General features: G+C 58.4%; 17 protein-coding genes. 11 read left to right on the top strand and 6 right to left on the bottom strand.

Translation table 11 applies throughout. From position 1 onward, the window contains the following. Nucleotides 1-25 precede the first annotated feature (25 nt). Together Q0Y21_RS06595 and mutM are read right to left on the bottom strand one after the other, a co-directional pair. Entirely contained in the window at nucleotides 26-358 is a 333-nt protein-coding gene (locus tag Q0Y21_RS06595) for a hypothetical protein (protein ID WP_297792851.1), read from the bottom strand. Nucleotides 359-439: 81 nt separating this feature from the next. Next, nucleotides 440-1,252, bottom strand: coding sequence for a bifunctional DNA-formamidopyrimidine glycosylase/DNA-(apurinic or apyrimidinic site) lyase (mutM, locus tag Q0Y21_RS06600; RefSeq protein ID WP_297792853.1), 813 nt, complete (start codon nucleotides 1,250-1,252; stop codon nucleotides 440-442). Between the two features lie 176 nt (nucleotides 1,253-1,428). Between mutM and Q0Y21_RS06605 the strand changes: the two genes are divergently transcribed. Next, on the top strand, nucleotides 1,429-2,610 hold the full coding sequence (locus Q0Y21_RS06605; RefSeq protein WP_297792855.1) for a fatty acid desaturase: 1,182 nt from the start codon (nucleotides 1,429-1,431) through the stop codon (nucleotides 2,608-2,610). Nucleotides 2,611-2,650: 40 nt separating this feature from the next. Here the strand turns inward: Q0Y21_RS06605 and rsmD are convergent, their stop codons facing one another. Then, nucleotides 2,651-3,265 (bottom strand): 16S rRNA (guanine(966)-N(2))-methyltransferase RsmD, encoded by a 615-nt coding sequence (gene rsmD, locus Q0Y21_RS06610; protein WP_297792858.1) that lies wholly within the window; start codon nucleotides 3,263-3,265, stop codon nucleotides 2,651-2,653. A gap of 163 nt (nucleotides 3,266-3,428) precedes the next feature. Here rsmD and ftsY point away from each other — a divergent pair, with 163 nt between their 5' ends. From ftsY to Q0Y21_RS06650, 8 genes are all read left to right on the top strand, one after another. After that, complete coding sequence (gene ftsY, locus Q0Y21_RS06615; protein ID WP_297792861.1) at nucleotides 3,429-4,613, top strand: signal recognition particle-docking protein FtsY; 1,185 nt, start codon at nucleotides 3,429-3,431, stop codon at nucleotides 4,611-4,613. A 14-nt stretch (nucleotides 4,614-4,627) separates the two neighbouring features. After that, nucleotides 4,628-5,299, top strand: coding sequence for a cell division ATP-binding protein FtsE (ftsE, locus tag Q0Y21_RS06620; RefSeq protein WP_297792863.1), 672 nt, complete (start codon nucleotides 4,628-4,630; stop codon nucleotides 5,297-5,299). Then, nucleotides 5,289-6,281 (top strand): permease-like cell division protein FtsX, encoded by a 993-nt coding sequence (gene ftsX / locus Q0Y21_RS06625; RefSeq protein ID WP_297792866.1) that lies wholly within the window; start codon nucleotides 5,289-5,291, stop codon nucleotides 6,279-6,281. The genes ftsE and ftsX overlap by 11 nt, the downstream gene beginning before the upstream one ends. Nucleotides 6,282-6,475: 194 nt before the next feature. After that, complete coding sequence (rpoH, locus tag Q0Y21_RS06630; RefSeq protein ID WP_297792868.1) at nucleotides 6,476-7,342, top strand: RNA polymerase sigma factor RpoH; 867 nt, start codon at nucleotides 6,476-6,478, stop codon at nucleotides 7,340-7,342. Between the two features lie 243 nt (nucleotides 7,343-7,585). Beyond that, the gene (locus tag Q0Y21_RS06635; protein WP_297792871.1) at nucleotides 7,586-8,494 is read left to right on the top strand and encodes an NAD(P)-dependent oxidoreductase; all 909 of its coding nucleotides are present in this window, start codon (nucleotides 7,586-7,588) and stop codon (nucleotides 8,492-8,494) included. 2 nt (nucleotides 8,495-8,496) lie between these two features. Further along, nucleotides 8,497-9,276: a hydroxypyruvate isomerase gene (gene hyi / locus Q0Y21_RS06640; RefSeq protein WP_297792873.1), complete on the top strand. Its 780-nt coding sequence runs from the start codon at nucleotides 8,497-8,499 to the stop codon at nucleotides 9,274-9,276. Between the two features lie 114 nt (nucleotides 9,277-9,390). Continuing rightward, a complete protein-coding gene (locus Q0Y21_RS06645; protein WP_012137876.1) occupies nucleotides 9,391-10,071 on the top strand; it encodes a response regulator transcription factor in 681 nt (226 codons plus the stop codon). Continuing rightward, the gene (locus Q0Y21_RS06650) at nucleotides 10,058-11,542 is read left to right on the top strand and encodes a HAMP domain-containing sensor histidine kinase (protein ID WP_297792876.1); all 1,485 of its coding nucleotides are present in this window, start codon (nucleotides 10,058-10,060) and stop codon (nucleotides 11,540-11,542) included. Before Q0Y21_RS06645 ends, Q0Y21_RS06650 begins: the two co-directional genes overlap by 14 nt. On the opposite strand, the gene Q0Y21_RS06655 is transcribed toward Q0Y21_RS06650, so the two are convergent. Continuing rightward, on the bottom strand, nucleotides 11,543-11,794 hold the full coding sequence (locus tag Q0Y21_RS06655; RefSeq protein WP_297792879.1) for a hypothetical protein: 252 nt from the start codon (nucleotides 11,792-11,794) through the stop codon (nucleotides 11,543-11,545). It lies immediately after the preceding gene. A 299-nt stretch (nucleotides 11,795-12,093) separates the two neighbouring features. Between Q0Y21_RS06655 and greB the strand changes: the two genes are divergently transcribed. Further along, nucleotides 12,094-12,609 (top strand): transcription elongation factor GreB, encoded by a 516-nt coding sequence (greB, locus tag Q0Y21_RS06660; protein WP_297792881.1) that lies wholly within the window; start codon nucleotides 12,094-12,096, stop codon nucleotides 12,607-12,609. Nucleotides 12,610-12,748: 139 nt separating this feature from the next. Further along, the gene (locus Q0Y21_RS06665) at nucleotides 12,749-13,135 is read left to right on the top strand and encodes a hypothetical protein (protein WP_297792940.1); all 387 of its coding nucleotides are present in this window, start codon (nucleotides 12,749-12,751) and stop codon (nucleotides 13,133-13,135) included. Here the strand turns inward: Q0Y21_RS06665 and Q0Y21_RS06670 are convergent. Both Q0Y21_RS06670 and Q0Y21_RS06675 read right to left on the bottom strand, forming a co-directional pair. Then, nucleotides 13,132-13,443: a site-specific integrase gene (locus Q0Y21_RS06670; protein ID WP_297792884.1), complete on the bottom strand. Its 312-nt coding sequence runs from the start codon at nucleotides 13,441-13,443 to the stop codon at nucleotides 13,132-13,134. The two genes, Q0Y21_RS06665 and Q0Y21_RS06670, sit on opposite strands and share 4 nt — an antisense overlap. A gap of 153 nt (nucleotides 13,444-13,596) precedes the next feature. Continuing rightward, nucleotides 13,597-13,857, bottom strand: coding sequence for an acyl-CoA-binding protein (locus Q0Y21_RS06675; protein WP_297792887.1), 261 nt, complete (start codon nucleotides 13,855-13,857; stop codon nucleotides 13,597-13,599). Nucleotides 13,858-13,889 lie beyond the last annotated feature (32 nt).

Here is a 13,889-nt window from a genome sequence, read left to right on the forward strand (position 1 = left end):
TTTTGGCAAGCCAGGATAATACGGATCAGTTGGTTTCCTGCGGAACCGTTTCGGGCTTGCGGCCTGAGCGGGTGCAGCCGAGGCAGCGCACAAACGTGGCCTTGGCGGGACCAACCACCAGGACTTCGCCCGCTTCGCCGGCGTTACCGCCCAGTGCGGAGAATGGCAGGGACACCAGGTAAACGGCGCTGCCAATAATGGTGGTGGCCAGCAGGGCCGGGCGAACGAAGATCGCGTCACCGGTCATGGCGAGCGCGGTGGGCTGCTCATCAACCGCCCGGGCGTGGCCAAGAGAGGAGAAGGCCAGCAGGCAGGCTGCCAGGGTTGTCATTGCGATGCGGGAAAATGTGCCGGTCATTTCTTGTGTCTCCTGAGATCCTGTCTGTAACTATGGATCATATTGGCGTATTTTCAAACGATTTCGTTCTTTGCGCGCGCCTCATCGCTGGCAGCGGCCACAGTACACCGTGGAGCGCTGGTTCATGCGGATTTCCTTCAATGGCGTGCCGCATTCCTCGCAGGGTAGCGCTGCGCGGCCATAAACCAGCAATGATTGCGCGAAGTAGCCGGGCTTGCCTTCACTGTTAACAAAGTCGCGCAGGGTGGTGCCGCCCATAAGGATGGCCGCGCTGAGGGTTTCGCGGATGGCGTCCACCAGGCGGTTGTAGCGATCCAGGCTGATGCGGCCGGCCTTGCGTTTGGGGTGGATGCCGGCCTTGAACAGGGCTTCATTGGCGTAGATGTTGCCCACGCCCACCACCACGCGGTTGTCCATAATGAAGGATTTCACCGGTGTCTGTTTGCCCCGGGACAGGCGGAACAGCAGCGCTCCGGTAAATTCCGGGGCCAGAGGTTCGGGGCCAAGACTGGCCAGCAACGGGTGCGCTTCGGGCGTGTCCGACCACAGCCAGCAGCCGAATCGCCGGGGATCGTTGAATCGCAGGCGGATGCCGCTGTCCAGTTCCAGCTCGACATGGTCGTGGGGCAGTAATGGCGCGTTGTCGGTAATTACCCGCAGACTGCCGGACATGCCCAGGTGTACAATGGCGCTGCCCTGATCGACCTTTAATAACAGATATTTGGCGCGCCGTTCCACGCTGCGGATGGTGGCGCCGGTCAAATGCTCGTCCAGTTCCCGCGGAATCGGCCAGCGCAGGCTCCGATTACGAATGGTTACCCGTTGAATGGTGTGTCCTTCGCAGTGGGGCGCAATGCCACGGCGTGTGGTTTCGACTTCCGGTAATTCTGGCAAGCGGAGCTCTCCGGTAGCAGGGGGATGCTTGAACGGTTTGAAACGGGATAAGTGTAATCAGTAACAAATTTTCGTCCAAATGCAGTTGTTGGGGCTTACAACTGTACGCTAAAGTGCCCAATACGGTTCGCTGGTTTTCATACCGGTCGAACCACGATTTTGATTGAGGATTGAATATGTGGTTTAACGGTCTCCTTGACCTTTCGGTGATGCAACTGATTCTGGTTGTACTGGGTATGACCCACGTCACCATCGTAAGTGTAACGCTCTACCTGCATCGCCATTCGGCTCACAACTCGCTGGATCTGCATCCGGTGCTGAAGCATTTCTTCCGTTTCTGGCTGTGGCTGACCACGGCTCAGAATACCAAGGAATGGACAGCCATCCATCGTAAGCACCACGCCAAGTGTGAAACCGAGGAAGACCCCCACAGCCCGGTGGTTCTGGGTATTCGCAAGGTTCTGTTCCAGGGCGCAGAGCTTTATGCCGAGTCCGCCACGCCGGAAACTCTGGAGCGTTACGGCCAGCGCACGCCGGAAGACTGGATCGAGCGCAACGTCTACAGCCGTTATAAAATGCTGGGCGTCGCGATTCTGGCGGTGATCAACCTGTTGCTGTTCGGTGTTCACGGTATCTGGATCTGGGCGGTGCAGATGATGTGGATTCCAGTTTGGGCGGCGGGTGTTGTCAACGGCATCGGCCACTGGTTCGGGTACCGCAATTTTGAATGTGCGGACAACGCCCGCAACATTTCACCGCTGGGTATCCTGATCGGTGGTGAAGAGCTGCATAACAATCACCATACCTATCCGAACTCCTCCAAGCTGTCCCGTCGCTGGTTTGAGGTGGATATCGGCTGGGGTTACATCCGTCTGTTCCAGCTGTTCGGTCTGGCCAAGCCCAAGGGGTTCAAGCCGATTGCCCATTTCGTTCCGGGCAAGCAGGTTGTGGATGTGGAAACCGTGCAGGCGATTTCCAATAACCGTTTCGCCATCATGCGTCAGTACCGTAAGCGTGTCATGGAGCCGGTACTGCGTCAGCAGAAGGCACTGATGGACGACGAGATTCGCCCCCGTTACCGCAAGCTGAAGCAGTTGCTGTCCCGTGAGGTGTCTCTGATCGAGCCGAAGGATCAGGAGCATCTGGAGACCGCGCTGGAGAAAAACGCAGCGTTGCGTAAGATTTACGAGATGAGTCATGAGCTGCAAGCGCTGTGGCGTCAGCGCGGCGTGAAACCTCAGGAGAAAATGCAGGCCCTGGCGGACTGGTGCCGTGAGGCTGAGGCCAGTGGTAACCGCTACCTGGCAGAGTTCGCTGAGCACCTTCGGGCTTATTCGCTCAGAAGCCCCTCCGCTTAACGCTTAACATCCCCTCCGGCCATGGATGGCCGGGACTTACCTATTCCCCTACCTGAAACAGGCAATACGTAACCTGGCCGGCGGATTTCTGTCTGTGCAGGGTCCAGTTCTCGGGTGCTTCCGGGCTTGCCAGCTCGCTTTCATGTTCCACGTAGACCCAGCCGCCGGGTCTGATCCAGCCATGATCGGCGATTATCGGGAGCAGTTTTTGTAGCCAGCCCTGCCGGAAGGGCGGGTCCATGAACAGGATGTCGAAGGGTTCGGCCGGTGGTTGGGCGAGGAACGTATCGACACTCTGGCAGACTACATCGCCTTTCTCCGATTTCAATAACCGCAGGTTGCCGCGCAGGGCCTGAGCCAGCGCCGGTGTATGGTCGACGAACACGGTTGTGCCGGCGCCCCGGGACAGCGCTTCCAGACCCAGGGCGCCGGAGCCGGCGAACAGGTCAAGGCAGCGGCTCCCAGCCAGTTGATAGTTCAGCCAGTTGAACAGGGTTTCGCGGGTGCGGGCGGGGGTGGGGCGTACCCCTCCGGTTTCCGGGAAGCGCAGTTTGCGGCTGCGCCAGTCGCCGCCGATGATGCGCAGTTCGCCATCGCCGGAGGCTCTCTCGGCGGTGCCGCGACCGCCTTTCTGATGCCTTGGTTTCTGCCCCATGATCTTTACTGTCCGTCTCGGTTTCTGGAATGGCGACATGGTAGCGGAAAATCATGCCGTCGCCATCGGGTGTGCTGTATTGTGAGCAACCCAATTACCGCCGACAGTCTGCTAGAATGTCGGTTTTCTTTTGTCCCGCCAATTTTCAACCGATGGAATGAGTATGACCGCAGAGTGGATTTCAATTGGCCTGTTGGCCCTTCTTGTCTTCGTTTTTGCTCTGGATCTGGCCGGCAACCGGAAGCGTATTCCCCGCCCGAAGCCGGTTCTCCAGAAAAAGCCGGAGCCCCAGCGCGGCGCAAAACCGGCCGCTGAGCAGGAAGAAGCGCCCGCACCGGAGGCGCCTGCTGCAGAAGCGCCTGTTGCGGAAGTGGAAGAAGCTCCTGCGGCTGTCGCCGAACCGGAACCGGCTCCGGAAGAGCCTCAGGTCAGTGTCTTCGAGCGTATCCGCCAGGGCCTGGGTAAAACCCGTGCGACGCTGTCCTCCGGGTTATCCGATCTGTTCGCCGTCGGCAAGAAAATCGACGAGGATCTGCTGGAAGAGATTGAAACCACGCTGCTGATGGCGGATGTGGGCGTCACCGCCACATCGGAAATCATTGAATCTCTTACCGACAAGCTTGAGCGTAACCAGCTCAAGGATGGCGCTGCTCTGCGTCAGGCCCTTCGCGAGGAGCTTCACGGTCTGCTGAAGGATGTCACCAAACCCCTTGAACTGGATTCGACCAAACAGCCCTATGTGATCCTGATGGTGGGTGTGAATGGTGTTGGCAAGACCACCACCATCGGCAAGCTCACCAGGAAGTTCCAGGATGAGGGCAAGTCGGTGATGCTGGCAGCGGGTGATACCTTCCGTGCCGCCGCCGTGGAGCAGCTGCAGGTCTGGGGCGAGCGCAATAACGTGCCGGTGGTGGCTCAGCATACCGGTGCGGACAGTGCGTCGGTGATCTTTGATGCTATCCAGTCCGCCCAGTCCCGCGAGGTGGATGTGGTGATTGCCGATACCGCCGGCCGCCTGCAGAACAAGGAAAACCTGATGAACGAGCTGGAAAAGGTCGTTCGGGTGATGAAAAAGCTGGACGACACCGCCCCCCACGAGGTGATGCTCGTGCTGGATGCCGGTACTGGACAGAACGCACTGAGTCAGGCCCAGGTATTCCAGCAGGCCGTGGGTGTCAGCGGCATTACTTTGACGAAACTGGACGGCACCGCCAAGGGTGGTATTGTGTTCGCTATCGCGCGTCAGCTGCAGCTACCCATCCGCTTTATCGGCGTGGGTGAACAGGTGGCGGACCTGCGCAGTTTCGATGCGGAAACCTTTGTGGATGCCCTGTTTGACGACCAGTAATGCAGTAACGGCCGATGATTGAATTCCGTCAGGTCACCAAGCGCTATGACAGCGACCATACCGCCCTGCGACAGGTGAATTTCAGCCTGGCGCGGGGTGAGCTGGCGTTCCTGACCGGCCATTCCGGTGCCGGCAAGAGTACTCTGCTCAAGCTCATCATGGTGATGGAGCGCCCCACCGCCGGTGAGGTGGTTGTCGGCGGGCAGATGCTGAACAAGCTCCCCAAACGCCAGATTCCCTACATTCGTCGTCATATTGGCGTGGTATTCCAGAATCACCAGCTGCTGTTCGATCGCACGGTGTTCGACAATGTCGCCATGCCCCTGGAAGTAATGGGGGTGCCGGCACGGGACATTGGCCGCCGGGTGCGCGCGGCCCTCGACAAGGTCGGGCTGCTGAGCAAGGAAAAGATGAACCCCCTGCAGCTGTCCGGCGGTGAGCAGCAGCGCGTCGGCATTGCCCGCGCTGTGGTGAACAAGCCGCCGGTGCTGCTGGCGGATGAGCCTACCGGTAACCTGGACCCGGAGCTGTCGGCTGACATCATGCACCTGTTTGGTCAGTTCAGTCAGGTGGGAGTGACGGTGCTGATTGCCAGTCACGATATTGCCCTGATCAACGATATGCAGCGCCGCACCCTGACCCTGGATCATGGCCGGCTGATTGCGGGAGGTGGTCATGGCACCTGAACCGCGCAAACAGACAGGGGCCAGAAAGGCTTCTTCGCCCTGGCAGGAACTGGCTGAAAGTTATCTGGTGCATCACCGCAAGGTGGCCCGGGACAGTGCCGAGCGGCTCTGGCGTACGCCGGTTGCCAGCTCCATGACCTGGATGGTGATGGGCGTGGCCCTGGCACTGCCGGTCGCCCTGTTATTACTGCTGACCAGTCTGCAGGGTGTCAGTGCCGGCTGGGAGAGCAGCGCTCGCATTACCGCTTATTTGAAAGACGATGTCCCGCTGGAGCGCGCTCGCGAACTGAAGGCCGAAGTGCTGGATGACAGCCGTATCCTGGAGGTGGAGCTCATTGATAAGGAGCAGGCGCTGGCGGAGTTCCGGGTCTCCTCCGGGATGGAGGATGCGCTGGATTACCTGGAAGGTAACCCGCTGCCCCATACGCTGGTCGTGACGCCGGACAAAGCCTCCCGCAGCTCCAGTGGGGTAGAAACCCTGGTCACCCGCTTGCAGGGCCTGGACGGCGTTGAGCGGGTGCAGGTGGACCTGGGCTGGCTGCAGCGCCTGAATGCGATGACGGACCTGCTGGCCCGTGCGGTCTGGGCGTTGGCTCTGTTGCTGGCGGCGGCCGTGGTGCTGGTGATTGGCAATACCGTGCGGCTGGCGATCGAGAACCGTCGTGACGAGATCCTGGTGGCCAAAATGGTCGGGGGCACGGATGCTTTTGTGCGTCGCCCGTTCCTGTATACGGGGGCCTGGTTTGGCCTGGGCGGCGGTGTGGTCGCCTGGGTGTTGCTGCAGTTGTCGTTATGGTGGCTCAGTGGCCCGGTCGGGCGGCTGGCGGAGCTGTACCGCAGTGACTTTTCCCTCAATGGCCTGACCTTTGATGGCGCACTTGCGTTGCTTATTGTGGCCATGCTGTTAGGCTGGTTGGGTGCCTGGGTGGCGGTCAAGCGCCATCTGGATGACATTGAGCCGGGGGAAATCGCCGGGGGCTAATCCGGGATAGCGGGAAAACCGTATTGAAGAATGTACGGCGAAAGGCGTAGTGTCATAAACCAAGGTACAAAGCGGGATTTGCCAGTTTATTGTTTTTAAAGGTTTTACTGGGAGTTTCTGGAACTTTTTAAGGTCTTGGCGGTCAAAGAATCACTTGGTATATTTAACGGTCGTCAGGTTCGGAGGTTAAAAGCATGGGTACGAGTTTACAGCTGATTGACAGACTGGTTCCGGGTGCCAATCTCGAGTCTTACATCCAGGCTGCGAGCAGGATTCCGGTATTGTCTGCCGATGAAGAGCGTGAGCTTGCCGAACGTCTCCATTACGAGGGTGACGTGGAAGCAGCGCGTCAGCTGGTGCTCTCTCATTTGCGGTTTGTTATTCACATTGCCCGCAGCTATTCCGGCTATGGGTTGTCCCAGTCCGACCTGATTCAGGAAGGCAACGTGGGGCTGATGAAAGCCGTCAAGCGTTTTAACCCGGAGTACGGCGTACGTCTGGTGTCGTTTGCGGTGCACTGGATCAAGGCGGAGATCCACGAGTTCATTCTGCGCAACTGGCGTATCGTGAAAGTGGCTACCACCAAGGCCCAGCGCAAACTGTTCTTTAACCTGCGCAGTCAGAAGAAGCGCCTGGCGTGGCTCAGCCACGACGAGTTGCATGCCGTGGCGGAAGATCTCGGCGTGGAGCCGAAGGTCGTGCGTGAAATGGAAGGCCGGCTGGCCTCCCAGGATACCGCCTTCGACGGCCCCCAGGACGATGACGATGATCACGCCTACCAAGCCCCGGCGTATTACCTGGAGGACCGGCGCGGCGATCCGGCGGTTCAGCTGGAGAACGCGGACTGGTCGGAGGATTCCAACGGTCGCCTGATGCACGCGATGGGGTCTCTGGACGAGCGCAGCCAGGATATCCTGCGGGAGCGCTGGTTGACGGAGAGCAAGTCCACGCTGCATGAGTTGGCGGACAAGTACGGTGTATCCGCCGAGCGGATCCGGCAGCTTGAGAAGAACGCTATGAAGAAGATCAGGACGAGTATGGGGGAGGCCATACCGGCCTGATACTGACGCACCCTGGATGTTCCAGAACGCCACCATCCTGATTCAGGTTGGTGGCGTTTTTGTTTGTATAATCTGCCAAAGTACAAGAGTTCAAACTTCGGGGTAGAAGCGAGTGGATAGGCTGTTCCAAAACACGCTGTGAATACGTCCTTGTACGCTCCGCTCCGCCATCCATGGCTCCGCAGGGTTTTGGAACAGCCTATCCACTCGCTTCCCATAATTTCGGAATAAGGCTAAGCAAAGATGACTGTAGATAGTCCCCATATCGCGTTCCTCGGCATTGGTTTGATGGGTGCGCCCATGACACGGAATCTTCTGGATGCCGGGTTTTCCATGGTGTTGTGGAACCGCACGGCCAGAAAGTGTGATCCTTTCAAGGATGAAGCCACCATTGCGAATTCACCGGAACAGGCGGTCCGTGATGCAGACGTCGTCATCACCATGCTGGAAAACAGCGATGTGGTGGAGCAGGTCCTGGTAGAGCAGGGCGCGATCGCAGCCCTGAAATCCGGCGCCCTGGTGATCGATATGAGTTCTGTTCAGCCTTCCGTCGCGCGCCGCCATGCGGAATTGGCAGCGGAACGGGGCGCGGGATATGTGGATGCGCCGGTGTCCGGTGGTACCGTCGGGGCCGCTGAGGCGCGCTTGAGTATTATGGCCGGTGGGTCGGAACAGGATGTGGATCGGGCTCGCCCGGTGTTTGAAACTTTGGGTAAATGTACCCGGATTGGTCCCGTTGGCTCCGGACAGCTGGCCAAGCTGGCCAATCAGGCGATTGTGGGCATTACTATTGGGGCGGTGTCTGAAGCTCTGTTGCTGGCGGCGAAAGGCGGTGCCGATCCGGCGGCGGTGCGGGAGGCGCTGATGGGTGGGTTTGCCGGCAGTCGTATCCTGGAGCTGCATGGTCAGCGTATGATTGATCGTGATTTCGCGCCCGGTGCGCCGGCCCGTATCCAGCTCAAGGATCTGCGAATGATTCTGGATGAGGCCAGGGCGGAGAATCTGACCCTGCCCCTGGCCCAGCAGGTGCACAATGAATATCAGTCTCTGGTGGCCAATGGTCACAGTGATGTTGATCACAGTGGCCTGTTGCTGGAGCTGGAACACCTGAACGGTGCCCTGCTGGGCTCTCTGGGAAAACCGGGAAAATAACCATGCCGAAGTTTGCTGCCAATCTGTCCATGTTGTTCACCGAAGTGCCGTTTATGGAGCGCTTCGAGCAGGCCCGCCTGGCTGGCTTCACGGGTGTGGAGTATCTGTTCCCCTATGAGTGGCCGGCGGCAGAGCTTAAGCAGGCTCTGCGGACGAACGGCCTGACTCAGGTGCTGTTCAATCTGCCGCCGGGGGACTGGGATGGGGGCGAACGGGGTATTGCCTGTCTGCCGGGCCGGGTGGAAGAGTTTCGCGAGGGTGTGCTGAAAGCCATTGAGTATGCCCGTGCCCTGGAATGCACCCGCGTTAACTGTCTGGCGGGCCTGAAGCCGGCGGAACTGGATGAGGATCTGGCCTGGCAGACGTTGGTGGAGAATGTTCGTTGGGCCGCGGAGCAGCTGGAGCCGGAGGGGATCACTCTGTGTCTGGAAGCGATCAATTCACGGGTGGATATGCCGGGGTTCTTTCTCGATACCTCCGCCAGGGTGATGGGCCTGCTTGAAGAGGTCGATATGGATAACGTGCGCTTGCAGTATGACCTCTATCATATGCAGATCATGGAGGGGGATCTGCTGCGCACGGTGGAGTGCCTGTTGCCGTGGATCGGCCACATCCAGTTTGCGGATAATCCGGGGCGACACGAGCCCGGAACCGGGGAAATTAACTTTTCGAATGTTTTTCGGGAGTTGGATAATCTGGGCTACAAAGGCTGGCTGAGTGCAGAATACCGCCCTGCAGCCACGACCGCTGAGAGCCTGGACTGGTTTCGGGGTCTGTCGTGACCGTCGCCATAGGCGACACCCTCTTACAAGATCGTAACTGGCCGGGTTACCAAGTTCTTCGTACCCTGTTTGTAATGTAATGCTTAAAGTAATCCGCTATCGGGAGGATAACCGGTGAAAGCGCTGGTAATTGAAGACGATCAGGATGTAGCAAACTACCTTGTCAAAGGCCTTAAGGAGTCGGACTTTGTGGTCGACCATGCGGCTGATGGCAAGGAAGGGATGATGATGGCGGCCAGTGAGGATTACGACATCATGATCGTGGATCGCATGCTGCCCGGTATGGATGGCCTGTCCATTATCAAGACCGTTCGCGCCACCGGGAACCAGGTGCCGGTGCTGATCCTCAGCGCCCTGGGCGATGTGGATGACCGGGTCGAGGGGCTGCGTGGTGGTGGTGATGATTACCTCACCAAACCCTTCTCCTTTACCGAACTGCTGGCTCGCATTGAATCACTGGTACGCCGTAACCGCCAGTCGGCGGAGACCGAGACCGTGTTGCGGGTGGCGGACCTGGAAATGGACCTGCTGGCGCGAACCGTCAAGCGGGCGGGTCAGAATATTGATGTGCAGCCCCGGGAATTCCGTCTGCTGGAGTACCTGATGCGCAACGCCGGGCAGGTGGTAACCCGCACCATGCTGCTGGAGAAAGTCTGGGACTACCATTTCGACCCCCAGACTAACGTGATTGATGTGCATATCAGCCGGCTGAGGGCCAAGATCGACAAGGAATTCGAGACTCCGTTGCTGCAGACCATACGGGGTGCAGGGTACATGTTGCGTGAAACTGCTTAGTCAGCTCCGGACCTCGTCCTTTCAGCTAGCACTGTTGTACATGGTGGTGTTTGCCACCTCGGTGTTCCTGCTGTTGGCGTTCATATACTGGCGCACCGCCGGTTTCATGACCGCCCAGACGGACGAAACCATCGAGGCCGAGATCGCAGGCCTCGCGGAGCAATACCGCGGTCGCGGCATCAATGGTCTGATTACCATTATCCGCGAGCGTGTGGCGCGGGATCCCAACGCCAAATCCATTTATCTGCTCACCACCGATGACTTCCTCAAGCTGGCCGGCAATATCGAAACCTGGCCGGAGGGCGCCCGCTCGGAAAGTGGCTGGATCAATTTTACCCTGAACGAGGCTGTGGGCTGGCGAGGCCCGGAACGCCTGGCCCGGGCCCGAATTTTCGAGGTGCAGGGCGGCTTGCGGTTGCTGGTCGGCCGTGATGTTGATGAGCTCACCAATCTCAAGCGGGTGATCGAAACCGCCATCAACTGGGGGATGGGCATTACCCTGGCCCTGGCCCTGCTGGGTGGGTTCCTGATGAGCCGGAGTACCACCCGGCGCATAGAAGTGATTAACAGTACCTCCCGGCGAATCATGAACGGCCACCTGTCCCTGCGAATACCGACCCGCGGCACCGACGATGATTTTGACCAGCTGGCGGAGAACCTGAACCAGATGCTCGACCGGATTGTCTATCTGATGGAAGGCATCCGCCACGTCTCCGACAGCATCGCCCACGACCTGCGAACCCCGTTGACCCGCTTGCGCAACCAGCTTGAAAACACCCTGATGTCCGTCGACAACGACGAGGCACGGGAGCAGGCCGGTCGTGCGGTGGCGGAGGCGGATCAACTGCTGGCCACGTTCAACGCCCTGCTGCGGATTGCACGGCTGGAAACCCGGGGCAACACCGCGGACATGAAGCCCGTGTCGCTGGACGGGCTGGTGAGCGATGCCTGCGAGTTGTACGAAGCCCTGGCGGAAGACAAGGAGCAGGTGTTCGAGCAATCCCTGGAACCTCAGGTGATGATTGAAGGCGATCGGGACCTGTTGTTCCAGATGGTCAGCAACCTGATCGACAATGCCATTAAATATACCCCGGAAAAGGGCGCGATCCGGGTGGTGGTCCGCCGTGACGGGGAGGATTGCCTGTTTGAAGTCAGCGACAGTGGGATCGGTATCCCGGACGACGAGAAGGATCAGGTCTTCCAGCGTTTCTATCGGGTCGGCAAGAGCCGTTCATCTCCCGGTAACGGGCTGGGGCTGAGCCTGGTGAGTGCGGTAGCGGAAATTCATCAGGCAAGGATTGAGCTGTCTGACTATCGGCCAGGTGAGGAAAACCCCGGGCTAACGGTGACTATTCGCCTGCCGGCCTATGTGGTCGAGAAAAAACGTATTCGCACAACCCAGATTGATGCGCCGGGTGAGGTCGGTGGCGGGGAGCAGAGAAGCTCCCCGTCGGAACCGTCAAAGACCTGATCAGCTGGCAGCGCCACGGAAGCGGTTGACCTGATTCAGTACAGGGCGCACAAGGCTCTCAACCTGGGCACGACGGCGGTCCAGTCGAACCTGAATGCTATCCCACTCACCTTCCAGGTGCTTTTGTTCCAGCATAATGAAGGCGGCCAGGTTGTGGCGGTTTACCTTACCGGTGATGCCGTATTGGTCCAGGCGGTAGCCGATGGCATCCAGGCTGTTCAGGGCAGTGTTCATCAGTTTTTGGGTGTTCATGGTGTGTTCCCCGTGATCAACGTTGAAAGGGTCTTTAAATACTGATATCGAACGCTATTCCCAATCTCTAGAGTGCGCAACCTAATCTGCGCGCCGGTTGCTGATTCCCTGACCAAAACGTAATTCCCCGGCCACGCCGTTGTAACCCCTCCCTGTGCATAATGAACACTGTAGATTTGGAGGCCGGCAGTTATTACTGCTTGCTTCTCCCTCCAGCACAGCGCTAGCCTTACCCCGTTTTTACGGGGTTTTTTTATGCCCGCCCACACCACTTCTGCAACTGATGACAGGTCCTTGATATGAAACAGCAATCTGGCGCTGCACGGGGGCGAGCCCGGTACATTACCCCTGACGGGGAGCGGGCCTTGCGGGAAGAGCTGCGTTACCTGTGGAAGGAAAAGCGCCCGGAAGTGACCCAGGCGGTACGTGAGGCGGCGGCCCTGGGCGACCGTTCTGAAAACGCCGAGTATATTTACGGCAAGAAACAGTTGCGTGAAATCGACCGGCGGGTCCGCTTTTTGACCAAGCGACTGGACGAACTGACGGTGGTGGATCGCTTGCCCGATGATCGTGGCAAGGTGTTCTTCGGCGCCTGGGTGACCATTGAGCATGAGGATGGCGATGAGCAGCGCTACCGGCTTGTGGGACCGGACGAGTTTGATCTCGGTCGCGGTTACCTGAGCATTGATTCGCCGATGGCCCGGGCGCTGATTGGCAAACGTCTGGATGACGAGGTCAGTGTGCGGACGCCGGAAGGCTGGCAGACGGTCGTGATCACAGATATCCGTTACGAGGAACCCGAAGCAAACCAGTGAAAACTGTCACAAACCTGACGACTCGTTGAGTTTTTCGTCGCCTTTGACGATAGACTGATCAAAAATTGACTCACGGATCGGGTTTGGTATGGGTTCTTTCTGTAAGATCAAGACGGCTTTCGTGCTGGGGCTGACTCTTATGCCTGTGTTGCTGTTGGCGCAGACAACAGCAGAAGGTGAGGGTGGTGACGTGTTTGACTATCGCGAGCGTTCAACGGTGGACAACATTCCCCTGCGCTCCATGGAAGAGGAAACGCTGGCGAATACCGTCATTGAAGGTGGGCTGGCAGCGCCTGCGGCCGGCGTGCCGGTTCAACCCCGCACCGAAGAGGATTTCTACCTTGATCCGCTGGCGCTGCAGCCACGGGATCCTCGTACCGACCTGGGACGAAGCGAAATTCCGGTGGAATTCCGCTTCAGTAACCCCAAGGAGGTTCCCGGCCAGAATCACAGCAACAACTACCTGATTCGACCGCCCGAGAACCGCACCTATGAGGCGCAGAACATCAATATGATCGAGCGCTAGGCGGCAACAATCTGCTCCGCCTCGGTTTTGCCGAGTACTTCCTCGTAGAAAAACGTCAAAGCCTGACTCGCCTGATTCAGGCGCGCCCGTGACAACTGGATTCTGTCTTTCAGGTAGGTGAGAAACAGCTGGCGGTCATCGGATTCCAGGTTTTGCGGATCTTTCAGCTCGTGAAAAAGCACAAACCTCGAAATCCAGTGCAGATAAGTCTGCTCTGCCCGCTGGTTCAACTGACGTTTCTGAATTGCTTTGTTAACGCGGCCAACAAGGCCCGGCTGGGATTGTTCCAGCGCCTCGGTAATGTCCATGATTACTCTTCCGGATGCGTTGTTGTTTTTATGTTGCGCGCATCTTATGACAATCGTTTGAATGTCGCAAAATTTTTATAGCAGCTTGCCGGAACCAGGGGTGGGTCGCTTTTGGAATGGCGAGTACCCCAGACCGGCAAGGCGTTGGCGGGCTTATTTCAGGGAGTTGAGTTTGTCGATGTACTTCTGCATGGCTTCATCGCTGGAGGTCCCTTTCAGTTCCGCCCAGGCGTCGTACTTGGCGCGGCCCACGAAATCCATCATGCCCGGACGCTTGCCGCTGACATCCCCTTCGGTTGCCTGCTTGTAAAGTGCGTAGAACTCCAGTTTCATCTCGTTGGACGGTTTGAAATCGCCTTCCGCGGACTGGATGTAATTCACGGCCTCGTCGAACTGGGTTTTCAGGTCACTCATGTCTCTTTCCTTTTTTATTGAGGGGTTGGTGC

Origin of the sequence: uncultured Marinobacter sp. (assembly GCF_947259545.1) — a bacterium.
Lineage (GTDB): Bacteria > Pseudomonadota > Gammaproteobacteria > Pseudomonadales > Oleiphilaceae > Marinobacter.